22 protein-coding genes are annotated in these 25169 nt (G+C 68.0%); 12 read left to right on the top strand and 10 right to left on the bottom strand.

The genetic code is table 11. The features are described 5' to 3' along the window. Positions 1-12 precede the first annotated feature (12 nt). The 3 genes from ACZYW1_RS16080 to rpmF form a co-directional block, all read right to left on the bottom strand. Complete coding sequence (locus ACZYW1_RS16080; RefSeq protein WP_463787177.1) at positions 13-1548, bottom strand: HAMP domain-containing sensor histidine kinase; 1536 nt, start codon at positions 1546-1548, stop codon at positions 13-15. After that, the gene (locus ACZYW1_RS16075) at positions 1548-2234 is read right to left on the bottom strand and encodes a response regulator transcription factor (RefSeq protein WP_463787176.1); all 687 of its coding nucleotides are present in this window, start codon (positions 2232-2234) and stop codon (positions 1548-1550) included. Before ACZYW1_RS16075 ends, ACZYW1_RS16080 begins: the two co-directional genes overlap by 1 nt. A 108-nt stretch (positions 2235-2342) precedes the next feature. Beyond that, positions 2343-2516, bottom strand: a complete 174-nt coding sequence (gene rpmF, locus ACZYW1_RS16070) for a 50S ribosomal protein L32 (protein ID WP_285184875.1) — start codon at positions 2514-2516, stop codon at positions 2343-2345. A gap of 192 nt (positions 2517-2708) precedes the next feature. On the opposite strand from rpmF, the gene ACZYW1_RS16065 reads away from it, so the two are divergent. The 8 genes from ACZYW1_RS16065 to ACZYW1_RS16030 all read left to right on the top strand — a co-directional run bounded on the left by ACZYW1_RS16065 (position 2709) and on the right by ACZYW1_RS16030 (position 13312). Further along, positions 2709-4406, top strand: a complete 1698-nt coding sequence (locus ACZYW1_RS16065; RefSeq protein ID WP_463787175.1) for an acyclic terpene utilization AtuA family protein — start codon at positions 2709-2711, stop codon at positions 4404-4406. Further along, positions 4403-5551, top strand: coding sequence for an acyl-CoA dehydrogenase family protein (locus ACZYW1_RS16060; protein WP_463787174.1), 1149 nt, complete (start codon positions 4403-4405; stop codon positions 5549-5551). The genes ACZYW1_RS16065 and ACZYW1_RS16060 overlap by 4 nt, the downstream gene beginning before the upstream one ends. After that, positions 5548-7143, top strand: a complete 1596-nt coding sequence (locus tag ACZYW1_RS16055; RefSeq protein WP_463787173.1) for an acyl-CoA carboxylase subunit beta — start codon at positions 5548-5550, stop codon at positions 7141-7143. Before ACZYW1_RS16060 ends, ACZYW1_RS16055 begins: the two co-directional genes overlap by 4 nt. A 5-nt stretch (positions 7144-7148) precedes the next feature. Then, positions 7149-9200, top strand: coding sequence for an acetyl/propionyl/methylcrotonyl-CoA carboxylase subunit alpha (locus ACZYW1_RS16050; RefSeq protein ID WP_463787172.1), 2052 nt, complete (start codon positions 7149-7151; stop codon positions 9198-9200). Further along, positions 9197-10363: an acyl-CoA dehydrogenase family protein gene (locus ACZYW1_RS16045; RefSeq protein ID WP_463787171.1), complete on the top strand. Its 1167-nt coding sequence runs from the start codon at positions 9197-9199 to the stop codon at positions 10361-10363. Before ACZYW1_RS16050 ends, ACZYW1_RS16045 begins: the two co-directional genes overlap by 4 nt. Next, complete coding sequence (locus ACZYW1_RS16040) at positions 10363-11169, top strand: enoyl-CoA hydratase family protein (protein WP_463787170.1); 807 nt, start codon at positions 10363-10365, stop codon at positions 11167-11169. Before ACZYW1_RS16045 ends, ACZYW1_RS16040 begins: the two co-directional genes overlap by 1 nt. Positions 11170-11247: 78 nt before the next feature. Continuing rightward, a complete protein-coding gene (locus ACZYW1_RS16035; protein WP_463787169.1) occupies positions 11248-12636 on the top strand; it encodes a ClC family H(+)/Cl(-) exchange transporter in 1389 nt (462 codons plus the stop codon). Between the two features lie 76 nt (positions 12637-12712). After that, a complete protein-coding gene (locus ACZYW1_RS16030; protein ID WP_463787168.1) occupies positions 12713-13312 on the top strand; it encodes a DUF1707 SHOCT-like domain-containing protein in 600 nt (199 codons plus the stop codon). Between the two features lie 29 nt (positions 13313-13341). On the opposite strand, the gene ACZYW1_RS16025 is transcribed toward ACZYW1_RS16030, so the two are convergent. From ACZYW1_RS16025 to ACZYW1_RS16015, 3 genes are all read right to left on the bottom strand, one after another. Further along, complete coding sequence (locus ACZYW1_RS16025) at positions 13342-15321, bottom strand: vWA domain-containing protein (protein ID WP_463787167.1); 1980 nt, start codon at positions 15319-15321, stop codon at positions 13342-13344. Next, positions 15314-16699, bottom strand: a complete 1386-nt coding sequence (locus ACZYW1_RS16020) for a sigma 54-interacting transcriptional regulator (RefSeq protein ID WP_463787166.1) — start codon at positions 16697-16699, stop codon at positions 15314-15316. The genes ACZYW1_RS16025 and ACZYW1_RS16020 overlap by 8 nt, the downstream gene beginning before the upstream one ends. A gap of 75 nt (positions 16700-16774) precedes the next feature. Further along, a complete protein-coding gene (locus tag ACZYW1_RS16015) occupies positions 16775-17227 on the bottom strand; it encodes an LGFP repeat-containing protein (RefSeq protein WP_463787165.1) in 453 nt (150 codons plus the stop codon). Between the two features lie 373 nt (positions 17228-17600). Between ACZYW1_RS16015 and ACZYW1_RS16010 the strand changes: the two genes are divergently transcribed. Continuing rightward, entirely contained in the window at positions 17601-18611 is a 1011-nt protein-coding gene (locus ACZYW1_RS16010; RefSeq protein ID WP_463787164.1) for an alpha/beta hydrolase, read from the top strand. 14 nt (positions 18612-18625) lie between these two features. On the opposite strand, the gene purH is transcribed toward ACZYW1_RS16010, so the two are convergent. From purH to ACZYW1_RS15990, 4 genes are all read right to left on the bottom strand, one after another. Further along, entirely contained in the window at positions 18626-20212 is a 1587-nt protein-coding gene (gene purH, locus ACZYW1_RS16005; protein WP_463787163.1) for a bifunctional phosphoribosylaminoimidazolecarboxamide formyltransferase/IMP cyclohydrolase, read from the bottom strand. After that, a complete protein-coding gene (purN, locus tag ACZYW1_RS16000) occupies positions 20209-20838 on the bottom strand; it encodes a phosphoribosylglycinamide formyltransferase (RefSeq protein ID WP_463787162.1) in 630 nt (209 codons plus the stop codon). The genes purH and purN overlap by 4 nt, the downstream gene beginning before the upstream one ends. Before the next feature lie 11 nt (positions 20839-20849). After that, positions 20850-22163 (bottom strand): cell division protein PerM, encoded by a 1314-nt coding sequence (locus tag ACZYW1_RS15995; protein WP_463787161.1) that lies wholly within the window; start codon positions 22161-22163, stop codon positions 20850-20852. Positions 22164-22255: 92 nt separating this feature from the next. Continuing rightward, complete coding sequence (locus tag ACZYW1_RS15990) at positions 22256-23089, bottom strand: DUF5336 domain-containing protein (RefSeq protein ID WP_463787160.1); 834 nt, start codon at positions 23087-23089, stop codon at positions 22256-22258. Between the two features lie 247 nt (positions 23090-23336). Between ACZYW1_RS15990 and ACZYW1_RS15985 the strand changes: the two genes are divergently transcribed. From ACZYW1_RS15985 to ACZYW1_RS15975, 3 genes are read left to right on the top strand one after another with little or no spacing between them, the layout of a single operon-like run. Beyond that, complete coding sequence (locus ACZYW1_RS15985; protein ID WP_463787159.1) at positions 23337-24185, top strand: LLM class F420-dependent oxidoreductase; 849 nt, start codon at positions 23337-23339, stop codon at positions 24183-24185. Between the two features lie 22 nt (positions 24186-24207). Further along, positions 24208-24633 (top strand): hypothetical protein, encoded by a 426-nt coding sequence (locus tag ACZYW1_RS15980; RefSeq protein ID WP_463787157.1) that lies wholly within the window; start codon positions 24208-24210, stop codon positions 24631-24633. A 16-nt stretch (positions 24634-24649) separates the two neighbouring features. Continuing rightward, positions 24650-25168 carry a hypothetical protein gene (locus ACZYW1_RS15975; RefSeq protein WP_463787156.1) on the top strand — a complete coding sequence of 173 codons (519 nt, stop codon included), beginning with the start codon at positions 24650-24652 and terminating at the stop codon, positions 25166-25168. Position 25169: the final 1 nt, after the last annotated feature.

Raw genomic sequence — 25169 nt, 5'->3', positions numbered from 1 at the left:
GTAACTGGATGACTACCTTGCCCGTGTGGTCTGAGATTCGACTGAGATAACGTTCGCCGGTCCTGCAGAGTTCCCCGAAGTCGCCGGGTCACTGATATTCGAAGCCGCCGTGTCGTCGGACGGGTATTCGGCATCCGCAATCGGCTGACCGGGAAGCAGGACGAAAATCGACGTGCCCGGGGGCTCGCCGCCCGGCACGGTCTCCTCGACCCGCAGCGCGCCGCCGTGGGTGAGCACGACCTGCTTGACGATCGCCAGCCCCAATCCCGAACCGGGCATCGACCGCGACGTCGTGGAACGGAAGAACCGCTCGAAGACCAGGTCTCGCTCGTGTTCGGGAATGCCCGGGCCGCGGTCGGACACCACCAGCTCGGCATGGGTCGCATTGAGCTGACGCAGCCGCACCCCCACACGCTCGCCGGACGGGCTCCACTTGGCCGCGTTGTCCATCAGGTTCAGCACCGCCCGCGACAGCCCCGCGGAGTCGCCGTAGACCTGCCAGGGCGTCACCTCGACGTCGAACTCGACATCGATGCGGCGTCGCCGGACCCGCTCGAGTGACCGCTCGATGACCTCGCTCATGTCGACCGGCTCGTGCACCACCTCGCCGGCGTCGCCGCGGGTGAGGTCCACCAAATCGCCTACCAGCGTGGACAATTCCTCGATCTGTGCGATCACATCGGCCCGCAGATCGACCATCTCCTGCTCCGGAATCGGCGGGGCGCCCGGCGCGCTGGAGGCCATCAGCAGCTCGATGTTGGTCCGCAACGACGTCAGCGGGGTCCGCAGCTCGTGACCGGCGTCGGCGACCAGTCGCGTCTGGCGATCCCGGGACTCGGCCAGTGCCCGCAGCATCATGTTGAAAGCCTCTGTGAGCCTTGCCAATTCGTCGCTGCCGTAGACCGGTATCGAATGCAGGTCGTCGGTGCGGGCGACGCGCTCGGCCGCACGGGTCAGTCGGCCCACCGGTCGCAGACCCGCCTGGGTGACCATGCCACCGGCAACCGCGGCGACGGACATCCCGACCCCGCCGACGATCAGCAACACCCAGCGCAGCTTGGTCATCACCGCGTCGGTGGGCGCCAGACTCTTGGAGATCAGCAGCGAACTGCCGTTCGGCAGGTGTACCGCGAGCACCCGCTGGTTGGCGGCAGTGCGGCGCGACATGAAGAGATCACCGCGGATGACGGCCTTCTCCTGCTGACCGACCGGCAGCGTCTGGCCCTCTTGATTGGCGGTGAAGATCGACCGGCCGGGAGTCACCAGCATCGCGTTGACATCCGAATAGGCGGTGCCCTCAATGGCTTTCGCCGGATCGGCGGCCAGCGATCCACTGGCGATCAGCAGCTGGGCCCGACTCTGCAGCTGGTTGTCGATGTCCTTGTACAGCGCGGCGGAGATCACCGCGTACACCGCGACGGCCATCAGGATGACCACCATGGCGACCATCGACATGGCCAGCAGCATGACCCGCCACCGCAGTGACAGGGAGGTGCTGGCCCGCAGCGGAACTCTGCTACGCCGACGGAACAGGGTTTTCAGGGGCATCAGGGAGGCGTTTCGCGAAGCACGTAACCCACTCCGCGAACGGTGTGGATCAATCGTGGTTCGCCGTTGGCCTCGGTCTTGCGGCGCAGGTATCCGACGTACACCTCGAGCGCATTGCCCGACGTGGGGAAGTCGAAACCCCACACCTCCTCGAGAATGCGACTACGCGTCAATACCCGTCGCGGATTGGCGATCAGCATCTCCAGCAAAGCGAATTCGGTGCGGGTCAAGCTGATCTGGCGTAGCCCGCGGGTGACTTCGCGCGTCACCGAATCGAGCGTGAGATCGGCGAAGGTCATCGCCACGGATTCGGTCGAGTCGTCGATCCGCGTCCGGCGCAGCAGGGCCCGCATGCGGGCCAGCAGCTCCTCCAACGCGAACGGCTTGGGCAGGTAGTCGTCGGCGCCGGCGTCGAGTCCGGCGACCCGCTCGGAGATGGTGTCGCGAGCGGTCAGCACCAGGATCGGCAGATCATCGCCGGTGCTGCGCAGCTGCCGGCACACTTCGAGGCCGTCCAGCCGGGGCATCATCACGTCGAGCACGACCCCGTCGGGCCGGTCGGCGGCGATCATCTCGAGCGCTTCCACGCCGTCTTCAGCCAGGGCTACCGAGTAGCCATTGAAGGACAGGGAGCGGCGCAGCGACTCGCGCACCGCACGATCGTCGTCGACGACAAGAATTCGCACGGCCACCAGTTTTATCCAATCGCCTGAGAACGCGCTGAGAGGTCGCCAGAAATGCCGTTCCGCAAATTGCTGACGGTAATGCCGGAGGCAATGCTCACGGCAAATAAGTTAGCGGCGGTCGAGGTCGATCAGACCGAGGCGCGCCGCCTTGAGCAGCCGGCGCGGCACCTTGTGCTGCTTGCCGGCAACGGTCACGCCGACGAGTTCGGGCTTCTCAGCCTTCCACTGCGCGCGTCGGCTACGGGTGTTCGAGCGCGACATCCGCCGCTTTGGCACAGCCATGATCAGGCCTTACTCCTGGTAGGGGGGTCGCCGCGGAAAGAGCCTCGGCAGCGACGATTGAGGTCAATAGTAATGGCTGACCTGCCAGGGGCAAAAATCGGACGCCGAGTTCGTCGGCAGCCTTGACGCGGCACCGCCGGTACCGGCTAACCTACCGGTTGGTTGGTACGACCCGACGGAGGGAGGACACGGGTGACGTCTGCCCCGGTTCGGATCGGTAACTGCTCGGGTTTTTACGGCGACCGGCACTCCGCGATGCGCGAGATGCTGACCGGTGGTGAGCTCGACTACCTGACCGGTGACTACCTGGCCGAGCTGACCATGCTGATCCTCGGCCGGGACCGGATGAAGCACCCCGAGCGCGGCTACGCCAAGACCTTCCTGACCCAGCTCGAGGAATGCCTCGGGCTGGCCCGGGACCGCGGAGTGCGCATCGTCGCCAACGCCGGTGGCCTGAATCCGGCCGGCCTCGCCGACGCAGTGCGGGCGCTGGCCGAGCGCCTGGGCGTGCCCGTCCGGGTGGCCCACGTCGACGGAGACGACCTGTCGGGGCGCACCGAGGAGCTCGGGCTGGGTAAGCCGCTGACCGCCAACGCCTACCTGGGCGCGTGGGGCATCGTCGACTGCCTGAACGACGGCGCCGACATCGTGGTGACCGGCCGGGTGACCGACGCCTCGGTGACCGTCGGGCCGGCGGCCGCGCACTTCGGCTGGCAGCGCGACGACTACGACCGACTGGCCGGCGCCGTGGTCGCCGGACACGTCATCGAATGCGGGATCCAGGCGACCGGCGGCAACTACTCGTTCTTCACCGAGATTCCGGACCTGACCTACGCCGGGTTCCCGCTGGCCGAAATCCACGCCGACGGGTCCTCGGTGATCAGTAAGCACCCGCGCACCGGCGGGCTGGTCAGCGTCGACACCGTCACCGCGCAGTTGCTCTACGAGATCACCGGCGCCCGCTACGCCAACCCGGACGCGACGGCCCGGATGGACAGCATCGAGCTGTCGGCCGATGGCCCCGACCGGGTGAGGATCAGCGGGGTCACCGGCGAACCGCCACCGCCCACCTACAAGGTGTCGCTGAACAGCATCGGCGGATTCCGCAACGCCACGACGTTCGTGCTGACCGGCCTGGACATCGAGGCCAAGGCGGATCTGGTGCAGCGGCAACTGGAATCCTCGCTGTCGGTCAAGCCGGCCGAGCTGGAGTGGACGCTGGCCCGCACCGATCACCCGGACGCCGACACCGAGGAAGCGGCCAGCGCGCTGCTACGCTGCGTGGTCCGCGATCCCGACCCGGCCAACGTCGGGCGTCAGTTCTCTTCGGCCGCAGTCGAACTGGCATTGGCCAGCTACCCGGGCTTCACCGTCACCGCGCCGCCCGGCGACGGCCAGGTCTACGGGGTGTACACCCCCGGCTACGTCGACGCCGCCGAAGTGCCGCACACCGCCGTGCACAGCGACGGCACCCGGGTCGAGATCCCCTGCGCCGCCGAGACTCTCGAGCTCGAGCCGGTCGAAGCGCCGGCGCTGCCGGAGCCGCTGTCCGACGGCCCGACCCGGCGAGTGCCGCTGGGCCGCATCGCCGCCGCCCGCAGCGGCGACAAGGGTGGGTCGGCGAACGTCGGGCTGTGGGTGCGCACCGACGAGCAGTGGCGCTGGCTGGCCAACACCCTGACCGTGGACCTGCTGCGCGAACTACTGCCCGAGACCGCCGGCCTGCCGGTGACCCGGCACCTGCTGCCCCGATTGCGGGCAGTGAACTTCGTCATCGAGGAGATCCTCGGCCAGGGCGTCGCCTATCAGGCGCGCTTCGACCCGCAGGCAAAAGGGCTCGGCGAATGGCTGCGCAGCCGCCACGTCGACATTCCGGAGAGGTTGTTGTGAGCATCTGGACCACCCCGGAGCGCGAAGCGCTCCGCAAAACCGTGCGCTCGTTCGCCGAACGAGAGATCCTGCCGCACGTCGACGACTGGGAACGCAGCGGTGAACTGCCCCGCGAATTGCACCGCGCCGCAGGCGAAGCGGGCCTGCTGGGTGCCAACTTCCCCGAGGAGGTCGGCGGCGGTGGCGGCGACGGCGCCGACGCGGTGATCGTCTGCGAAGAAATGCACCAGGCCGGCGTGCCCGGCGGTGTGTTCGCCTCGCTGTTCACCTGCGGCATCGCGGTGCCGCACATGATCGCCTCGGGTGACGAGCGGCTGATCGAGGAATTCGTGCGGCCGACGCTGGCCGGGGACAAGATCGGCTCACTGGCCATCACCGAGCCCGGCGGCGGCTCCGACGTCGGCCATCTGCGCACCACCGCGACCCGCTCGGGCGATGAGTACATCGTCAACGGCGCCAAGACCTACATCACCTCCGCGGTGCGGGCCGACTTCGTCGTGACCGCCGTACGCACCGGTGGTCCTGGCGCAGCGGGGGTTTCGCTACTGCTGGTCGAGAAGGGCACACCCGGTTTCGAAGTGAGCCGCAAGCTGGACAAGATGGGTTGGCGGTCTTCTGACACCGCCGAACTGTCCTATGTGGACGCGCACGTGCCGGCCGCGAATCTGGTCGGCGCCGAGAACACCGGATTCGCCCAGATCGCCGAGGCCTTCGTGTCCGAGCGCATCGGGCTTGCCGCGCAGGCGTATTCGAGCGCTCAGCGATGTCTGGACATCACCGTGCAGTGGTGCCGTGACCGGGAGACCTTCGGCCGGCCGCTGATCTCGCGGCAGTCCGTGCAGAACACGCTGGCCGAGATGGCCCGTCGGATCGACGTCGCCCGGGTCTACTCGCACCACGTGGTCGAGCGCCAACTGGCCGGTGAGACCAATCTGATCGCTGAGGTGTGTTTCGCCAAGAACACCGCGGTCGAGGCCGGCGAGTGGGTCGCGAACCAGGGCGTTCAGCTGTTCGGCGGAATGGGTTACATGACCGAGTCGGAGATCGAACGCCAGTACCGCGATATGCGCATCCTGGGAATCGGCGGCGGGACCACCGAAATCCTCACCTCGCTGGCCGCAAAACTGCTGGGCTTCCAGTCATGACCGCACTCAGTTCAGTGCTCGACCCCAAATCCGACACCTACACCGCAGCGGCGTCGGCCGCGGAGTCGCGACTCGAGGAGATCGACGCCGAACTGGCCAAGGCGCTGGGCGGTGGCGGTGCGAAATACGTGGAGCGCCATCACGACCGCGGCAAGCTGACCGCCCGGGAGCGCATCGAGTTGCTGGTCGACGCCGACGCGCCGTTTCTGGAGCTGAGTCCGCTGGCGGCCTACGGCACCGACTTCAAGGTCGGCGCCAGCACCGTGACCGGCATCGGCGTGGTCTCCGGCGTGGAGTGCATGATCGTCGCCAACGACCCGACCGTCAAAGGCGGCACGAGCAATCCGTGGACCCTGCGAAAGATTCTGCGGGCCAACCAGATCGCGTTCGAGAACCGGCTCCCGGTGATCTCGCTGGTGGAATCCGGCGGAGCGGACCTGCCGACGCAGAAGCTGATCTTCGTCCCCGGTGGCCAGATGTTCCGCGACCTGACCCGGCTGTCGGCGGCCGGCATCCCCACCATCGCGCTGGTTTTCGGCAACTCGACCGCGGGCGGCGCCTACGTGCCCGGCATGTCCGATCACGTGGTGATGATCAAAGAACGGTCAAAGGTGTTCCTGGCCGGTCCACCGCTGGTGAAGATGGCCACCGGCGAGGAATCCGACGACGAGTCGCTCGGCGGTGCCGAAATGCACGCCCGGACATCGGGTTTGGCAGACTATTTCGCCACCGACGAACTGGACGCGATCCGGATCGGACGCCGGGTGGTCGCACGGCTCAACTGGGCCAAACAGGGCCCGACACCCGCACCGGTGGTCGACCCGCTGTTCGACGCCGAGGAACTGATCGGCATCGTTCCGGCGGATCTGCGCATCCCGTTCGACCCGCGAGAGGTGATCGCGCGCATCGTGGACGGCTCCGAATTCGACGAGTTCAAGGCCATGTACGGGTCGTCGCTGGTCACCGGCTGGGCCCGGCTGCACGGCTACCCGCTGGGCATCCTGGCCAACGCCCGCGGCGTGCTGTTCAGCGAGGAATCACAGAAGGCGACCCAGTTCATCCAGCTGGCCAACCGCTCGAATACTCCATTGTTGTTCCTGCACAACACAACCGGATACATGGTCGGCAAGGACTACGAGGAAGGCGGGATGATCAAGCACGGCTCGATGATGATCAACGCCGTCTCCAACTCGACTGTCCCGCACCTCTCGTTGCTGATCGGCGCGTCCTACGGCGCCGGCCACTACGGCATGTGCGGCCGGGCCTACGACCCGCGGTTCCTCTTCGCTTGGCCCAGCGCCAAATCCGCGGTGATGGGCGGTGCTCAACTGGCCGGCGTGCTCTCGATCGTGAGCCGGGCCGCCGCCGAGGCTCGCGGGCAGCAGGTCGACGAAGATGCCGACGCGGCGATGCGAGCCGCAGTCGAAGGCCAGATCGAGGCCGAGTCGCTGCCGCTGGTGATGTCCGGAATGCTCTACGACGACGGGGTCATCGACCCCCGAGACACCCGCAATGTGTTGGGAATGTGTCTGTCCGCCATCGCCAATGGCCCGATCAAGGGGACGTCGAGCTTCGGCGTCTTCCGGATGTGACGAGCATGGGAATCACTCGAGTTCTGGTGGCCAACCGTGGCGAGATCGCCCGGCGGGTGTTCGCCACCTGCCGCAACCTCGGCTTGGGCACAGTCGCGGTCTACACCGACCCGGACGCCACGGCCCCGCATGTGATCGAGGCGGACGCCCGGGTCCTGCTACCGCAGACCAATGACTACCTCAACGCCGAGGCGATCATCGCCGCCGCCAAGGCTGCCGGTGCCGACGCGATCCACCCCGGATACGGATTCCTCTCGGAGAACGCCGATTTCGCCGCTGCGGTACAGGCCGCCGGATTGGCCTGGATCGGCCCGCCAGTCGACGCGGTGCGCGCGATGGGATCCAAGATCGAGTCCAAGAAGATGATGGCCGCCGCCGGCGTTCCGGTGCTCGAGGAGCTCGACCCCGACACCGTCACCGCCTCGCAACTGCCGGTGCTGGTGAAGGCGTCCTCCGGTGGCGGCGGACGCGGCATGCGGGTGGTCGACCAACTGGACGCGCTGCCAAGCGAAGTCGCGGCCGCGCAGCGCGAGGCCCAGTCCGCGTTCGGCGACCCCACGGTGTTCTGCGAGCGCTACCTGCCCACCGGCCACCACGTCGAAGTCCAGGTGATGGCCGACTCGCACGGCACGGTGTGGGCTGTCGGCGAGCGCGAATGCTCGATCCAGCGCCGCCACCAGAAGATCATCGAAGAAGCGCCGTCGCCGCTCGTCGAACGTATTCCGGGGATGCGGGACAGGCTATTCGAAGCCGCCCGGCTGGCCGCCGGTGCCATCGGCTACACCGGGGCCGGCACAGTGGAATTCCTCGCCGACGACGACGGTGAGTTCTTCTTCCTGGAGATGAACACCCGCCTGCAGGTCGAACACCCGGTCACCGAGGAGACCACCGGTCTCGACCTGGTCGAGTTGCAGATCGCGGTGGCCGACGGCGAACGCCTGGACGCCGAACCGCCTGCCGCGCATGGCTCGTCGATCGAGGCCCGGTTGTACGCCGAAGACCCGGCCCAGAACTGGCAGCCACAGGCCGGTCCGGTGCAGCGAATCGACGTGCCGTCGGCCCGCACCGAATTCAGTACCCTCGGCGCGCGCACCGGAATCCGGCTGGACTCCGGGATCGTCGACGGCTCGGTGGTGTCGATCCACTACGACCCGATGCTGGCCAAGGTCATCTCGTACGCCCCGACCCGTCGGCAGGCGGCGCTGGTGCTGGCCGACGCCCTGGCCCGGGCCCAGGTGCACGGGTTGCGGACCAACCGCGACCTGCTGGTGAACGTGTTGCGGCACAAGGCATTCCTGGACGGCGCCACCGACACCGCGTTCTTCGACCGCCACGGCCTGGCGGAGTTGTCGGCCCCGCTGGCCGATGTCGCCGTGGTGCGGCTGTCGGCGGTCGCCGCGGCGCTGGCCGAGGCGGCCGGCAACCGGGCCTCCGCCACCGTGCTCGGCGCGCTGCCCAGCGGCTGGCGCAACCTGGCGTCGGGTTATCAGGTCAAGACCTTCCTCGACGACGCCGGCGACGAGCACCGCATCGAATACCGGTTCAGCCGGACCGGATTGACGCTGTCCGGCGACGAGTCCGTCCACCTGGTGTCGGCGTCGACGGACCTCGTCGTACTGGCCGACGATCACGGGGTGGCCCATCGCTTCGCTGTCGCCCGTTACGGCCAGGACGTCTACGTCGATTCCGCGCAGGGTTCGGTGCACCTGATCGCGCAGCCGCGGTTCCCGGAGCCGGGTTCGGCGGTGGAGAAGGGCTCGCTCGTTGCGCCGATGCCCGGCAACGTCATTCGGCTCGGCGCCGCTATCGGAGACACCGTCACCGCCGGCCAGCCCCTGATCTGGCTGGAAGCGATGAAGATGGAGCACACCATTACTGCGCCGAGCGACGGCGTGCTGGCCGAACTCAACGTCGACACCGGCCAGCAGGTCGAGGTCGGCGCCGTCCTGGGAGTGATCGCAAGCGCGGCGGAGCCGGGCATAGCGGGTCACGACCACCCAGACGAGGCGCGGGTAGACGCGCCCCACGATCCCGAAGCAAAAGGAGAACAGGCATGACCGACGACAGTTTCATCGAAAACGAGGACCGCCAGGCGCTGCGCAAGTCAGTGTCCGAGTGGGCGTCCAAGTTCGGCAGCGAGTACTACCTGAAGAAGGCCCGCGCTCAGGAGCACACCGACGAACTGTGGGCCGAGGCAGGCAAACTCGGATTCCTGGGCGTCAACCTGCCCGAGGAGTACGGCGGCGGCGGCGCCGGCATGTACGAGCTGTCGCTGGTCATGGAGGAGATGGCCGCCGCCGGCAGCGCGCTGCTGCTGATGGTGGTGTCGCCGGCCATCAACGGCACGATCATCTCCAAGTTCGGCACCGAGGAGCAGAAGAAGCGCTGGATACCCGGGATCGCCGACGGAAGCATCACCATGGCGTTCGCGATCACCGAACCCGACGCCGGATCCAACTCGCACAAAATCACCACCACCGCCCGCCGCGACGGCAGCGACTGGATCCTCAAGGGGCAGAAGGTCTACATCTCCGGCGTCGACCAGGCACAGGCGGTGCTCGTCGTCTCCCGCTCCGAGGAGGCCAAGACCGGCAAGCTCCGTCCGGCGCTGTTCGTGGTCCCCACCGACACACCCGGGTTCACCTACACCCCGATCGACATGGAGATCATCAGCCCCGAGCGGCAGTTCCAGGTCTTCATCGACGACGTTCGGCTGCCCAGCGATGCGCTCGTCGGGGCCGAAGATGCCGCCATCGCACAGCTTTTCGCGGGCCTGAACCCCGAGCGCATCATGGGTGCGGCCAGCAGTGTCGGCATGGGCCGCTTCGCGCTCGACCGGGCCGCCGACTACGTCAAGACCCGACAGGTGTGGGGTGCGCCGATCGGGTCGCACCAGGGGCTGTCACATCCGTTGGCGCAGTGCCACATCGAGGTCGAGCTTGCCAAGCTGATGATGCAGAAAGCCGCGACGCTCTACGACAACGGCGACGACGGTGGCGCGGCCACGGCCGCCAACATGGCCAAGTACGCCGCGGCCGAAGCTGCCACCCGCTCGGTCGATCAGGCCATCCAGTCGATGGGGGGCAACGGGCTGACCAAGGAATACGGTGTCGCAGCGATGATGGCATCGGCGCGGCTCGGCCGGATCGCGCCGGTCAGCCGGGAAATGGTGCTCAACTTCGTCGCGCAGACATCGCTCGGCCTGCCGCGCAGCTACTGATGGACCGGCTTGTCGAATACAGCGTCGAGGGGCACGTCGCGCGGCTGACGCTGAATTCACCGCACAACCGCAACGCGTTGTCGACGACGTTGGTCAGCCAGTTGCATCAGGGTCTGCGCGACGCGGCGGCCGATCCCGCGGTGCGGGTGGTCGTCCTCGGACATACCGGCAACACCTTCTGCGCGGGGGCCGACCTCTCCCAGAGTTCCTCCGACAACCCAGATCCCGCCGAGGCGACCGCTCAGCGGTCCAGGGAGATGGCCGCGCTGTTGCGGGCCATCGTCGAAGCACCGCTGCCGGTGATCGTTGCGGTCGACGGCCATGTGCGCGCCGGCGGCATGGGCCTGGTGGCCGCGGCGGACATCGCCGTCGCGGGGCCGAGTAGCACGTTCGCCCTTACCGAGGCGCGGATCGGGGTGGCGCCCGCGATCATCTCGCTGACGTTGCTGCCCAAGCTGTCGGCCCGCGCCGCCGCGCGTTACTACCTGACCGGAGAAAAGTTCAGCGCTGCCACCGCCGCGACAATCGGGTTGATCACCGAGGCCGCGGACGACGTGGACGCCGCGGTGGCCGCGCTGGTCGCCGACATCGGCCGGGGGTCACCACAAGGCCTGGCGGCGTCCAAGGCACTCACCACCGCCGGCGTGCTGAACGGTTTCGACCGCGACGCCGAGCGGCTCGGCGCGGAGTCGGCCCGGCTGTTCGTCTCCGAGGAGGCCCGCGAGGGCATGCTGGCATTCCTGCAGAAGCGTCCGCCACGCTGGGCGACGCCCGACGACGGCACGGGCCGGGAGACGGCCGGCTGACGAGCCGGAAGGCCCGACCCGGTCGCGCACATCGACCCCACATCCGCGCCGCCCAGGTTTCTCGGCTAAGCAGGACGCGTGCGTGACGACACACGACCGCGGTGGCGCGACACGCTGCGCAGCATGTTCACCGGCTGGCAGCGCCCGACCACTCATCCGGTCGACAGCGAGGGCGAGGGCGCCGAGAGCCTGATCGGCTTCGTGGTCGCGGCCGCTCTGGTCGGCGTGCTCACCGGCCTCAGCGCCGAGACATTCAAGCTCCTCTTGAAGCAGGGCGCACGGCTGCGTGAGCACCTCGCCCACTGGGCGCACGGTGGCCCGTGGGGCCTGGCCGTCGTCGTATTCGTGTGTGCGGCGGCCGCCGCGGTGGCGGCAGCTCTGGTGCACCGGATCGAGCCGCATGCCGAGGGCAGCGGCATCCCGCGCGTCGAAGCCGTCGCCGACGGCCGGGTGCGGCCGGACCGGTTCCGCATCCTGCCGGTGAAGTACGTCGGCGGACTGCTGGCCATCAGCAGCGGCATGGCATTGGGCCGCGAGGGACCCTCGGTCCAGATGGGCGGTTCGGCGGCGGTCATCGTCGCCACCTTGACCCGCCGCAATATGGCCGATCTGCGCCTGCTGGTCGCCGGGGGCGCGGCGGCGGGGTTGGCGACTGCCTTCAATGCGCCGATCGCCGGCGGGGTCTTCGTGCTCGAGGAACTGCTCAAGCGGTTCGACCCGCGGACGACGATCGCCACCCTGGTGGCGTCCGGTTCCGGCTTCGCCGCCGCCCGCCTTCTGGAGTCGCCGGACACCGAGTTCCATATGCGGCCGCTGGGCGATCCACGGTTGCTCGAATCCGGCTGGGTGGTCGCGATCGGGATTGTCACCGCCGTGCTCGCCGTGCTCTACAACGAGGCCGTGATGCGGACGCTGCGCCGCGCCGACGCCAGCCGGATACCCCGCGAGGTTCGGGCCGCCGCGACGGGGGTGCTCGTCGGCCTGGTCGTCTGGACGGCACCGGCTCTGGCCGGCAGCGGTGACAACCTCACTCAGGACGCGCTGTCGGGACACGGCACCCTGCTCGTGGTGGTCGGCATGTTCGTCCTGCGCTTCGGCCTCGGCGTGGTGTCCTACGCCGCCGCCACACCGGGCGGGCTGTTCGCGCCGATGCTGGTGCTGGGTTCGCAGTCCGGCTTGGCCGTGGGCCTGGTTGCCGCGTATCTGACGCCGCATGCGATGCCGAGCCTGCCCGCGTGCGCACTGATCGGCATGGCCGCGTTCTTCACCGCGTCGGTGCACGCTCCGGTGACCGGCATGATCCTGGCCACCGAAATGACGGGCAACACCAACCAATTACCGCCGATGCTCGGGGCCTGCGCGATCGCGATGCTGGTGGCCGTCGCTCTGAGATCCGAGCCCATTTACGAACGCCTGTCGGACCGCGCGGCGAAGGCTGCCGCCAAGAGCGAGGCCCGCCACACCTGAGCGAAGTCTGAGCGTGGCACAACAGTTTGGCGAAGACCCCTTGCAGCAAAAATCGTTGGACGTAGGCTCGTCATCAATGAGCAAGTCAGCGCAACGAGGGGCGCGCGGGCAGGACGCAGTGACGCGTGCTGCCGAGACCGACCGTATTCAGGTGGCCCAGCTGCTCACCGACGCCGCCGCGCAGGGCCGGCTCCAGATGAGCGACTACGAAGACCGGCTCACCAAGGCCTACGCCGCACAGACCTACGAGGAGCTCGACCAGCTCCGGTCGGACCTGCTCGGCTCATCGGTGAACTCGAAGCGCGGGGGCGCCACCAAGCCCGCGCCGTCGATGCTGCTGCTGGCGATCATGAGCGCGTTCGAGCGTCGCGGCCGGTGGAACGTGCCCAAGAAGCTGACGACGTTCGCGCTGTGGGGCGGCGGTGTGATCGACCTGCGCTACGCCGACTTCACCTCCACCGACGTCGAGATCCACGCCACCTCGATCATGGGCGGGCAGACGATTCTGCTGCCGCCCGAAGTCAACGTCGAGATCAAGGGCCACGGCGTGATGGGCGGCTTCGACCACGACGTCGACGGTGAGGGCACCCCGGGTGCGCCGACGGTGCGGATCCACGGATTCTCGCTGTGGGGCGGCGTCGGTGTGCGGCGCAAGAGCCGCAAGACCCAGCAGTAGCCGCGCTCTGCGCTGCCCGAGATAGCCGCTTACCGGCGGCGGCGGGACCGCAGGTAGTCGCCGACCACGGCGGCGCCCAGGCCGTCGAGATCGGGATCGACCACCCGGCCCTCGACGCGGCGTGCCACCTGATCGATGAAGCGGGCGAGTCCAGGATCGTTGCCCAGCCGGAAGATCGTCACCTGGGCACCCAACCGGGCCATCTCGTCGAAGCCGCGCACGGTGTTGGCGATGGTCCGGGGATGCGGCGGGTAGTCGAAGAACACCGACGATCCCTGCCCGTCGCCGTAGTCCTCCAAGTGTGCGGTCGGTTCGCCGTCGGTGACGACCAGCAGCACCGGCTGCGAGTTGGGGTGCCGGCGCAGGTGCCGGCCGGCCAGCGCCAGCGCATGGTGCAGATTGGTGCCCTGCTCGTAGACACCCTCCAGACCCATCAGCTCCGCGCTGGTCATCGTCCGCGCGTAGCGGCCGAACGCGATGATCTGCAACGCATCCGTACGAAACCGGGTGCGCACCAAGTGGTCCAGCGCGAGCGCGGTCTGCTTCATCGGCAACCAGCGGTTCTCCATCACCATCGAGAACGAGGTGTCCACCAGCAGCGCGACAGCCGCCTGGGTGCGGGTCTCGGTCTCGGACACCTCGACGTCGTCGACCGTGATCGACAGGGTGCCGGCGGATCCCGAGCGCGTTCCGGCTTGCCGGAGCACGGCGTTGGTCAGCGTGCGGGTGACGTTCCACGGCTCCGTGTCGCCGAACTGCCAGGGTCGGGTGGCGCCGGTCAACTCCCCCGCGGCGCCCGCCCGCCGCAGTTCGCGCTCGCCGCGGTGACTGGAAAGTTGTTGCGCCACATCACGTAACGCGGTCTCACCGAGGCGTCGCATGGCCTTGGGCGACAGCCGCCACTGACCGTCCGAGCTGCGGTCGAGGAAACCCTGATTGACCAGCGCCCGCTCGAGGTCGGACAGCGTCTTCGCGTCGATGGCCGCTTGGTCACCGAGCTGGCGTGCCAGCGCGTCGAGGTCGACGTCGTCCATCGTCGCACCCGGGTAGCTCTGCGACAGCTGCTCGGCGAGCTGCTCCAACTCGGCGATGTCGGAAAGCGCCTGCGCGCCTTCACCCATGCCCAGTGGATTCTCGCCGCTGAACTCCGACGAGCCGTCCCAGTCTTCACCGGGCCGGGCCGCCTGCAGATGACCGTCGAGTTGGTCCAGCGCCTGCATCAACGCCGGCGAGCCGAATGCCTGCTGCGCCAAGGCATCCAGCTCCGCGCGCTGGTCCGGGCTCAGGCTGTTGCGGAAGCGCTGCGCGGCGGCGGCACGCTTGGCCAGCGAGTCCAGCAGCTCCTCGACGTTCTGCGGGTTCTCCGGAAAGAACTCGCCGTGCTTGTTCATGAAATCTTGGAAATCCTGTTGCGAATCTTCGCCTTTGGCGTGCTTGTCCAGCAGCTCGTTGAGGTCGTTGACCATGTCGGTGACGCGTTGACGGTCCTCGTCGGTGGCGCCGGACAGCGCCTCCTTCATGCCCGCGAAGCGCTGGTCGAGCATTTCGCGGCCGAGCAGATCTTTGATCTGGTCGTATTTCTGCCGGGCCTCGTCGCTGCGCCAGCCGTACTCGGCGAGCTCCTGCACGGCTTTGGCGGGCGACGGCGACAGCGACTCGAGTTGCAGCTCGCCGAAGCGGGCGTCGTCGTCGAGCGCGCGGGCCAGCTCTTTGCGTTCGGCCAGCACGGCCTCGTCGAGCAGCTTCTTGATCTCCTGCAGGGTGCCGTCCAAGTTGTTCTCGCGCAACAACTCCCGACGTCGGCGGTTGGCCTCGGCGGCCAGCCGGTCGGCTCCGGTCACGTTCTTGGTGCCGCGGCGCAGCAACTCCGAGAGCGCCCGGCGCGGCGACGTGCCCGCCATGACGTCCTGGCCGATCTGCTCCAGCGCCTCACGCAGATCCACCGGCGGCGCCAGCGGGTCCGGCCCACCGCTGTAGGCCGAATACCGCGACGAGTGGCCTCTACCCATAGACGGTCTCGCCTTCTCCGGATGCCTTGTCGATGCGCTTGGCCAAATACAGTGCTTCCAAAGCCAATTCGAGGGCCGCGGCACGCTCGCCTTCGGACTTGGCGCCGAGCCGATCAGCGATCGCTTCGACGACCGGCAGGTCCGGCAGCGCCGCCAGCACGTCCTTGGCCGCCACCCGCTCACCAGTCGTGACCGCCGACCCTCCTTCGACCGCGACGACCAGCGAACCGACGTCGATGCCGCCGAGCGCACGGGACGCGGTGTCGGCGGTGGCGCGACGCAGCAGGTGCTCGAGCACCGCCTGCTCGCGACCTTCTTCGCCGGACTCGAATTCCAGCTTGCCGCGCAGCACGTCGATCACCGTGCCCAGATCGACCACCCGGGCCACCGGGTCGGTCTCGCCGAGAACGGCACCACGGTGCCGCGCGGATGCCGCGACAGTCTCGGCGGCCGCGATGGCGAATCGCGCCGACACACCCGATCGCTGATCGACCGAGCTGGAGTCCCGCAGGTAACGGGCGAACCGGGCGATCACCTGGGTCAGGTATTCAGGCACCTGAGCGCTCAGATGCGCCTCCTGGGTGATGACGGCGACTTCCGCGTCGAGTTCGAGCGGGTAGTGCGTGCGGATCTCGGCACCGAACCGGTCCTTCAGCGGCGTGATGATGCGACCACGGTTGGTGTAGTCCTCGGGGTTGGCGCTGGCGACGACGAGCACGTCGAGCGGTAACCGCAAGGTGTAACCGCGCACCTGGATGTCGCGCTCCTCCATCACGTTGAGCATCGACACCTGGATGCGCTCGGCCAGGTCGGGCAGCTCGTTGACCGCGACGATGCCGCGGTGCGCCCGCGGAATCAGGCCGTAGGCGATGGTCTCCGGGTCCCCGAGACTGCGGCCCTCGGCGACCTTGATCGGGTCGATGTCGCCGACCAGGTCGGCGACGCTGGTGTCCGGGGTGGCCAGCTTCTCGGTGTAGCGCTGGCTGCGATGCCGCCACTCGATCGGCAGGTCGTCGCCGAGGGTGGCGGCCTTGCGGATCGACTCCGGGGTGATCGGGCTGAAGGGGTGCTCGCCGAGTTCGGCGCCGGCGATCACCGGCGTCCACTCGTCGAGCAAGCCGATCAGGGCGCGCAAAAGCCGTGTCTTGCCCTGGCCGCGCTCGCCCAGCAGGACGAAGTCGTGGCCGGCGATCAACGCCCGCTCGAGTTGCGGCAGCACGGTGTCCTCAAAGCCGAGGATGCCGGGCCAGATGTCGTCACCTTCGGCCAGGCGGGCCAGCAGGTTTTCCCGGAGTTCTTGCTTGACGCCCCGATCGCGATGCCCGGCGGCGCGCAGTTCGCCGACGGTGCGGGGCAGGTTATTCGCAGCGGTCACCACTCCAAGCTACTGACAAATGGAAAGGCCGGGCAATCACGGCGATTGCCCGGCCTTCCGAGGTGAAAACGCGGGTGACTAGCTGGCGGCCACCGTCGCGTGCTCTTCGCCCTCTTTCCACGTGATCGTGCCGTGCTCGAAGGTCGACTTGTAGCTGCCGTCCGGCTCCTTGACCTCATCGGCGGTCGGGTAACCCAACTTGCCCTGCGAGGCCTGGTTCTCGTTCCACGCGTCGCGGATCTTGCCCCAGACGAAGTAGACCGGGCCGCCGTTCTTGTAGATCAGAACGCCGCCGTCGTACTGCTGGTAGACACCGCTGTTGTCCAGGGTGTTCTTCTGGTTGTCGTAGGGCGCGCCCAGGTCCTTCTTCTGCTCCTCGTTGAGGGTCTCCCACTTGGCCAGGATCGGTCCCTCGACGGTGTAGAGGGTGCCGTTCTTGCCGGCGATCTGGGTCGGGCTCGGCGCTGCCGCCGATGCGCTCGACGACGGCTCGGAAACCGCCGAGGATGCCGACGACGCTGCGGACGACACTCCGGACGATGCCGAGCTCGTGGAACTCTTCGAATTGTCGGACTGGTGACATCCCGCACCGAGTAGAGCGAAGGCTGCAATTGCGACTGAGAACGACGCTGTTCTTCGGGTTATCGCGCGCATTATTTCCTCTCGAATACTGATCAATTCGCACCGGGCCGTCCCGGTAGACAGGCCCGATTTCGGACTCTAGGCCGATTTGATCTTGTGCGGAGCGGCTTTCGGCGAGCTGACGGGCATCGGCGTCGTGCTGTGCTCAATCGGTCGACTGGCGTTCAATTGCGCGTCATTCAGTGGCCCAGGCAACTGTGCGACGGGTTCACCACGAAGCTCACAGTGGTCAATGCGCAGCCAGCCGATAGTCTCCTTTACCGTGAATTCCCTCGATTGGCGTGACCGGCCCGCGACCGCGCATTTCGGCCCGGCGTCGTGGCAATCCAGCGCGCTGGCTCTGCTGACCGCCATCTTCGTCCGGCCCTTTCTGGGCGCGCTGACCTTGATCGGCATGGTCGTCAACCGGGTCAGCCCCGACACCTTGCAGCGGGTACGACTCGACGGCATCGACGGGCCGCTGGGAATGATCCGGCCACTGCCCGGGACCGAGGTGACACGAGTCGACCTGCCGCACTGCCCCGCCGAATGGGTGATCGCGCCGGCGGCGCTCGACTCCACGTCGGTGATCGTGTATTTCCACGGCTCGGCCCTGGTCACTCTCGGGCTCAACTCGCACCGGCGCTTCGTCAGCCGACTGTCGGCGGCCACCGGCGCCAAAGTGCTCAACGTTGGATACCGGTTGGCTCCGCAGGCCAGCATCGAAGAGGCCGTCGCCGACGGGCTGGACGGCTATCGATTCGCGTTGGCACAGGGATTCGCGCCGGAACGGATCGTGCTGGCCGGCGACTCGGCGGGCGGGTTGATGGCCGCCGACGTCGCGCTGGCCGCCCGCGATGCCGGGCTGCCGGTGCCGGCCGGTCAGGCGCTGATGTCGCCGTTGACCTCAGCGGACATGCACCTGAAATACCGGGCGCTGAAGGAACATCGCGACGTGATGTTCCCGTTCATGACGGTCAAATTCATCTACGACGTGTTCGCCACCGTGAACGGGACGCGGCCCCCGCCGTTGATGCCGCCGGAGGCCGACCTGCACGGACTCGGCCCGTTTCTGCTGCAGGTGGGCACGCACGAGATGCTGCTCAACGACACCATCGTGTTCGGCGAACGGCTGCGCGCGCAGAACGTCGAGGTCTGGGTTCAGCAGTGGCACAAGGCCATGCACATGTTCCAGCTCAGCTTCGACGTCAACCCCGATGCCCGTCGCGCCATCGACGAAGTCGCGGCGTTCATCCGTTACGCGACCACCGTGCAGGACGAGATTAGCGCCTGAACCGCAGCGGGCGTCTAATGCGCGAAGTGCCGCGCGCCGGTCAGATACAGGGTGACACCGGCCTTTTCGGCCGCCGCCGTCACCTCGTCGTCGCGCACCGAGCCGCCCGGATGCACGACCGCCTTCACTCCCGCGGCGGTCAGCGTCTCGAGACCGTCGGGGAACGGGAAGAAGGCGTCGGACGCCGCGACGGCGCCGCTGACCCGCTCGCCACCCCGCTCGACCGCCAACCGCGCCGCGTCGACCCGGTTTACCTGACCCATGCCGATGCCGATGGTGGCACCGCCACCGGCGATGACGATCGCGTTGGACTTCACCGCGCGGCAGGTGCGCCACGCGAAGACCAGATCCGCCAGGGTGGCCGGGTCTGCGGGTTCGCCGGTCGCCAGCGTCCAGTTGTTCGGGTCGTCGCCGTCGGCGTCGACCTTGTCGCGCTGCTGCACGAGTAACCCGCCGCTGATCTGGCGGCGTTCGGTGGAGGCACCAACCGGTGCCACAGGGCCAGCGGCGACCAGCACCCGGACGTTTTTCTTGCGTGTCAGCACCTCGACGGCACCCGGTGCGTACGCCGGCGCCACGATCACCTCGGTGAAGATCGTGCTGACGTACTCGGCCATCTCGACACTGACCTCGGTGTTGGTCGCGATCACGCCGCCGAAGGCGCTGAGCGGATCGCACTCGTGGGCTTTGCGGTGCGCGTCGGCGACTGACTTCGATGAGACGGCGATGCCACACGGGTTGGCGTGCTTGATGATCGCCACACAGGTCTGCTCGTGGTCGAAGGCCGCTCGCCAGGCAGCGTCGGCGTCGGTGAAGTTGTTGTAGGACATCTCTTTTCCGTGCAGCTGGTCGGCTTGCGCCAAGCCCGGCCAGCCGCCGTCGTCGACGTAGAGCGCGGCCTGCTGATGCGGGTTCTCGCCGTAGCGCAGCTGGGTGGAACGTCGCCAGGTGCTGGCGATCCATTCGGGGAATGCCGCGGCCGGCTCCTCGGGCGCCAGCGTCGACTCCATCCAGCCGGCCACCGCGACGTCGTACTCCGCGGTGTGCCGAAACGCCAACGACGCCAGCTTCTTTCGCTCGGCGAGGGTGAAGCCGCCGCTGCGCACCGCGGCCAGCACGCCGTCATAGCCGAGCGGGTCGGTCACCACCGCGACGCTGGGGTGGTTCTTGGCCGACGCGCGGACCATCGACGGGCCGCCGATGTCGATCTGCTCGACGCATTCGTCGACGCCCGCACCGGATTCGACGGTCGCGCTGAAGGGATACAGGTTGACCACCACCAACTCGAACGCCGCGATGCCGAGTTCCTTCAAGGCGGCAGCATGTTCCGGCTTGCGCAGATCGGCCAGCAGGCCGGCATGCACCCGCGGGTGCAGGGTCTTGACCCGGCCGTCGAGCACCTCGGGGAATCCCGTCAGCTCCTCCACCGGGGTAACCGGAATGCCTTTGCCGGCAATCGTTTTCGCGGTCGATCCGGTCGATACGATCTCGACGCCGGCCTCGGCGAGCCCGGTGGCGAGCTCGACCAGGCCGGTCTTGTCGTAGACGCTGATCAACGCGCGGCGAATCGGCCGCTTCTCGTCATTGGTGCTGCTGCTCATCCGATGGTCGCCTTTCGTCCGGTCCACTTCACGCCGCCGGTCGCCACCGCGGCTATCACGTCCACCAACAGTCGTCGTTCGGTGACCTTGATGCGTTCGTGCAAGGTCTCTTCGGTGTCGTCGTCGAGCACCGGAACGGCCTGCTGGGCAAGTATCGGCCCGGTGTCGGTACCGGCGTCGACCAGATGCACCGTGCAACCGGTCACCTTGACGCCGTGGGCCAATGCATCGGCCACCCCGTGCGCGCCGGGGAAGGCCGGCAACAGTGCCGGGTGGGTGTTGAGCGTGCGGCCTTCGAACTTCGAAAGAAAGTGCGGGCCAAGGATTTTCATGAAGCCCGCCGAGACGACGAGGTCCGGCGAATGCTCGGCGGTGGCGTCGGTGAGCGCGGTGTCCCAGGTGTCGCGGTCCGGGTGGTCGGCCAGTCGCACCCGAAAAGACGGCAGTGCGGCCGCCGCGGCGATGTCGACGGCTGCGCAGTCGCGATCCACGCCGACGGCGACCACGCGGGCCGGGTAGTCATCGACGGCGGCGTCCAGTAATGAGGCCAACAGTGAACCGGTGCCCGATGCCAGCACCACCAATCGCGCCGGTGCACTGGGAGGCACACGGAACGATTGCTGCACAGGTTCAGAGCCTAGCGGTCATCGTCAGGCAACGATGCGGGCCGGTCCGCGAGGCCCTCGTCCGGCGGGAGATCGATGCGCGACGTGTCGGGCTCGTCGTCCGCGTCGTCCTCGAAGCCGACCAACGGGTCGGCGAACACGGGCGGCTCGGCCGCCGGCTCGGCGACGCGGACCGGCTTGGGTGCGCGCGGGCGCCGCTTGATCCCACCGGCCATCACGACCGTGAGTGTGCCGATTGCGGTGAACCACAGGAAGATCGCGAAACCGAAAGTGCTCTGGTCGATTCCGACGCCACCAAAGTTACCGAGCTGACCGCTGCCGGCGTACCCGAGCAGGGACACGATCACCGCCGCGATCAGCGCCGCGGTGCCCACCTTCGCCATCGCATCGGACAGCGGCAAGGGCCGTCGAGCACACTGCTGACCCAGCGCGACGCCCGAGGACGCCCCGACGATGAGCAGCGCCACCCAGATCGGGCCCAACGGCGGGTGCGGGGCCGCGGCCAGTATCGGCAGCGCCGGGATGTCGCCGCCGAAGACGGTGAACGAGCTGAAGGTCGCGAAGCCCAGGTGGGCGCTGGACCCCACCGCCATCGCGGCCGTCGCCACGATCACGTTGGGCACGTAGAGCACCGACAACAGGGTCAGACTGAACTGGCCGAAGACCGAGGCGGTGATGCCGTAGAGGTCCTGCATTGTTGACCAGTGCACGACCAGCGAGCAAGCCGCCACCATCCCGGACAATCCGAGCAACGCCAGCACGCCGGCCACGGCTGCGCGCAGCGCGTCGCCCAGCCAGTCGGGCACCGGCGAGGCCAGCAGCACCCGACGGCCGACCCGCGATCCCACCCCGATGAGCGCGCCGATCAAGTGGACGAGCAGCACGCTCAGAAACGCCCGCGACGCGCTCGGAGTCTGCAGCTCGGTCAGCACCGATGCCGCGTCGTGGATGACGGCGAGCGCGAGGGCGGCCACCAGCAGCGGCCCGCCCAGTGCCGACGCGACGATCCACCGGATGACGAACCACGACGCCGTCGCGGTAGTGGCGTGTGCGGTGGTGCGGGCGGTCCCCCACACCATCAGCAGCACCGGCAGCAGCGGCATCACACCGAGCTCGCGGCCGCCGATCGAGATCGGCACCTGATGAACGCCGAGCCACATGCTGGCGATCGCGCCCAGAGCGCCGGTCAGGTCGCTGTTGGCGATCACCAGCTGCAGCAACGTGACCGCCGCGATGACGAGCAGCGCCACCGCCGCGGGTCCGAACGCCACCCGCAACAGGTCGCGCGCCTGATGGGCGCCCGGGGCTCGACTGTCCGGCGTCACGGTCTGAGGACGTTACCTACTGTGTGTGATGATCGGCGACCCGCCGCGCCCAGCCGCCCCGTCGCGCGTCCTTCGTTAAGCGATCAGCGCCGTCAGGACTGGGACGGACCCGACGGAGAGGACGGCGACTGCGGCTGCGGGCCGGAGCCGAAAGAATGCTGTCCGTGTCCGGCACCGCCCTGGTCACCCGAGCCACCCTGCTGCTGCGAGCCGGAGCCGGAAGACGGCGGCGGGCTGAAGCTGGGGAAACCCGTTGGCGGAGTTGGCGATCCGTGCTGGGACTGCGCCGAGCTCGGCTGGGGGCCCTGCTGCGAGGGAAAGCCACCGGTGTTCGGGCCGGACGGGTAACCGCCGTACTGCGTGCCGTAACCGGACTGCTGGTAAGGCGCCTGCTGCTGGCCGTAGTAGCCGCCGTACTGCCCGTAGTACTGGTCGTACTTGGGACGCGGAGCGGGCGGGGTGATCACGCCGGCATCCAGCAACAGTGCACTGACGGCGACCCCGGCCTGCACGAGCCCGGCAGTTACGGCGAACCACAGTCCCGCGCCGCGATCTGAGGCATTGATGGTGTCCTGCAGCAGCAACAGTGCGCCCAGCAGGGACACCGCCGTCACCGTGGCGAGGTAGCTCTTGGCCTTGGGCAGCAGGCTCACGCCGGCAAGCAGACCAGCCAGAAGCACCAGACCCACGGGCAGCGTGCTGCCCTTCTCGACCAGCTCGTCGCCGTTGGGCAACACCCGCGAGACCATCGGGAAGTAGCTCGCCAGGTATGCCAGCACACCGAGAACCGCGACCGCGATAGTCAGGTAGTGCTTGAGGTTGTTCTCGGCGCCCTCGGACTTCCCGAACGACGAAGCGGCGGGAGCCCCGTAGGAACCGGGCGACTGCGCGGGCGGATATCCGGGGTTGCCGGGCGGGTAGGTCATGGCTTCTCCTGTGCCTTCCGATGCGTTTGCGGCGCCATTGTCATGCGGCGCTCCGTACTCCCGCGCGCCGCTCCCCGCGAGGCTACCGGTAAACGCCGGATCAACGCCGTGGCGACGAGTTGCGCGGACTTTGCGACGAGCCGGTGGTCCACGCTAGCGCACCGCGGGCGCTACGTCGGCACACTCTTTGCCCGCCCCACGCACCCCGGTGGTTGCCCGCAAGATTGGAACACGTTCTAATTCATCCATGGACTACGGGCTTGTGCTGTTCACCAGCGATCGCGGAATCTCTCCGGCGGCGGCCGCCACTCTCGCCGATAACCACGGATTTCAGACCTTTTACGTACCCGAGCACACGCACATCCCGGTCAAGCGCCAGGCGGCGCACCCGACAACCGGCGACGAGTCGCTGCCCGACGACCGCTACATGCGCACGCTGGACCCGTGGGTGAGCCTCGGCGCGGCCTGCGCGGTCACCTCGCGGGTGCGACTGTCCACCGCGGTGGCGTTGCCCGTCGAACATGACCCGATCACCCTGGCGAAGTCGATCGCGACACTGGATCACCTGTCCGGCGGTCGGGTCAGCCTCGGCGTCGGGTTCGGCTGGAACACCGACGAACTCGCCGACCACGGGGTGCCGCCGGGCCGTCGTCGCACGATGCTGCGCGAGTACATCGAGGCGATGCGGGCGCTGTGGACTGAGGAGGAGGCCTCCTACCAGGGCGAGTTCGTCAACTTCGGGCCCAGCTGGGCCTGGCCCAAGCCGGTGCAGTCGCACATCCCGGTGCTGGTCGGAGCGGCGGGCAACGAGAAGAACTTCAAGTGGATCGCGCGCAGCGCCGACGGCTGGATCACCACCCCGCGTGACTTCGACATCGACCAGCCGGTGAAGTTGCTGCAGGACACCTGGGCCGCCGCCGGTCGCGACGGCGCGCCGCAGATCGTCGCGCTGGACTTCAAGCCGGTGCCGGAGAAGCTGGCGCACTGGGCCGACATCGGCGTCACCGAGGTGTTGTTCGGCCTGCCCGACAAATCCGAAGACGAGGTGGCGGCATACGTCGAGCGGTTAGCGGGCAAACTGGCTGCAGCGGTCTAGCCGCTGGGACTCCGGGAGGCGCATGGTGACAGCCCACGACGAACAGGGCCGGCACTTCCCATTCCGCTACGAGTCCCGGCTGGCTCCACTGTGGCTGGCGTTCCGGCTGTGGCCGAGCACGCAGGGCGTCACGGTGACCGACGACGGACGACTGGTCGCCCGCTACGGACCTTTCCGGGTGGAGGCGCCGCTGGCTCAGATTCAGGATGCGCATATCACCGGCCCCTACCGATGGTGGACGGCGGTCGGCGCGCGACTCTCGCTGACCGACGACGGGCTGACCTTCGGCACCAACGCCGCCCGGGGCGTGTGCATTCACTTCGAGCCGCGGATTCACCGCGTCGTGGGTCTCCGCGACCACTCGGCACTCAACGTGACAGTCGACGACTGCGAGGGTCTGGTTGCTGCACTGAATAGGCCGGCTCCGGCCGTAGGCTCAGAACCGTGACCAAACGGAACCCGTCGTGAGAGCAGGCCGTCTGAGCGTCTTACTCGCGGCGGCGGTGCTTTCCGGGTGCACCCACGTGACGGGCGGCACCGCCGCCGCGCGGTTCGCCCTGCCGGTCACGGCGTTTCCCGACACGGTGGGATTCACCGAGGTCAGTTCCAGTTCGTTCTCCCGGCGCCACGGCAATACCGGGCGCGGCTTCACTTTCACCACGCCCAACGGGTTCGTCTGCGGGATGGGCTCATTCCCGAAGTGGGAGGCCGCGCGTGTCTATTGCACGGGCTCGCGGCCCGACCAGGGACCTGGCACCTGGACCGTCACGGCGAAGCGCTTCGGCCAGACCAAGATCAAAATGTCGTCGAGGCGCGAACATGCGACCAATCCGCGAGCCCGCGCCAAAAAGCTGCTGCCGGAAGGGCATTACGTGGTCGACTCGACGGACACCTTGTGCTTGGTGACCCAGGATTCCGTCGTGGCGTGTCATGTCGGCGAACACGGTTTCATCCTCGCGCCGAACAAGACGACGCTGTTCTGAG

The organism is Mycobacterium sp. IDUB_36, assembly GCF_055419225.1.
Note: the sequence above shows the minus strand (reverse complement) of the source record. Positions and strands in the feature narration are given on the sequence as shown.

Excerpts from the sequence above, each read along its gene's own strand:
- ACZYW1_RS15990 (WP_463787160.1), bottom strand. The coding sequence starts at position 23,089 with ATGACCTACCCGCCCGGCAACCCCGGATATCCGCCCGCGCAGTCGCCC.
- ACZYW1_RS16030 (WP_463787168.1), top strand. The coding sequence starts at position 12,713 with ATGAGCAAGTCAGCGCAACGAGGGGCGCGCGGGCAGGACGCAGTGACG.
- ACZYW1_RS15985 (WP_463787159.1), top strand. The coding sequence starts at position 23,337 with ATGGACTACGGGCTTGTGCTGTTCACCAGCGATCGCGGAATCTCTCCG.
- ACZYW1_RS16080 (WP_463787177.1), bottom strand. The coding sequence starts at position 1,548 with ATGCCCCTGAAAACCCTGTTCCGTCGGCGTAGCAGAGTTCCGCTGCGG.
- ACZYW1_RS16025 (WP_463787167.1), bottom strand. The coding sequence starts at position 15,321 with ATGGGTAGAGGCCACTCGTCGCGGTATTCGGCCTACAGCGGTGGGCCG.
- ACZYW1_RS16040 (WP_463787170.1), top strand. The coding sequence starts at position 10,363 with ATGGACCGGCTTGTCGAATACAGCGTCGAGGGGCACGTCGCGCGGCTG.
- ACZYW1_RS16055 (WP_463787173.1), top strand. The coding sequence starts at position 5,548 with ATGACCGCACTCAGTTCAGTGCTCGACCCCAAATCCGACACCTACACC.
- ACZYW1_RS15980 (WP_463787157.1), top strand. The coding sequence starts at position 24,208 with ATGGTGACAGCCCACGACGAACAGGGCCGGCACTTCCCATTCCGCTAC.
- ACZYW1_RS16050 (WP_463787172.1), top strand. The coding sequence starts at position 7,149 with ATGGGAATCACTCGAGTTCTGGTGGCCAACCGTGGCGAGATCGCCCGG.
- rpmF (WP_285184875.1), bottom strand. The coding sequence starts at position 2,516 with ATGGCTGTGCCAAAGCGGCGGATGTCGCGCTCGAACACCCGTAGCCGA.
- purH (WP_463787163.1), bottom strand. The coding sequence starts at position 20,212 with ATGAGCAGCAGCACCAATGACGAGAAGCGGCCGATTCGCCGCGCGTTG.
- ACZYW1_RS16045 (WP_463787171.1), top strand. The coding sequence starts at position 9,197 with ATGACCGACGACAGTTTCATCGAAAACGAGGACCGCCAGGCGCTGCGC.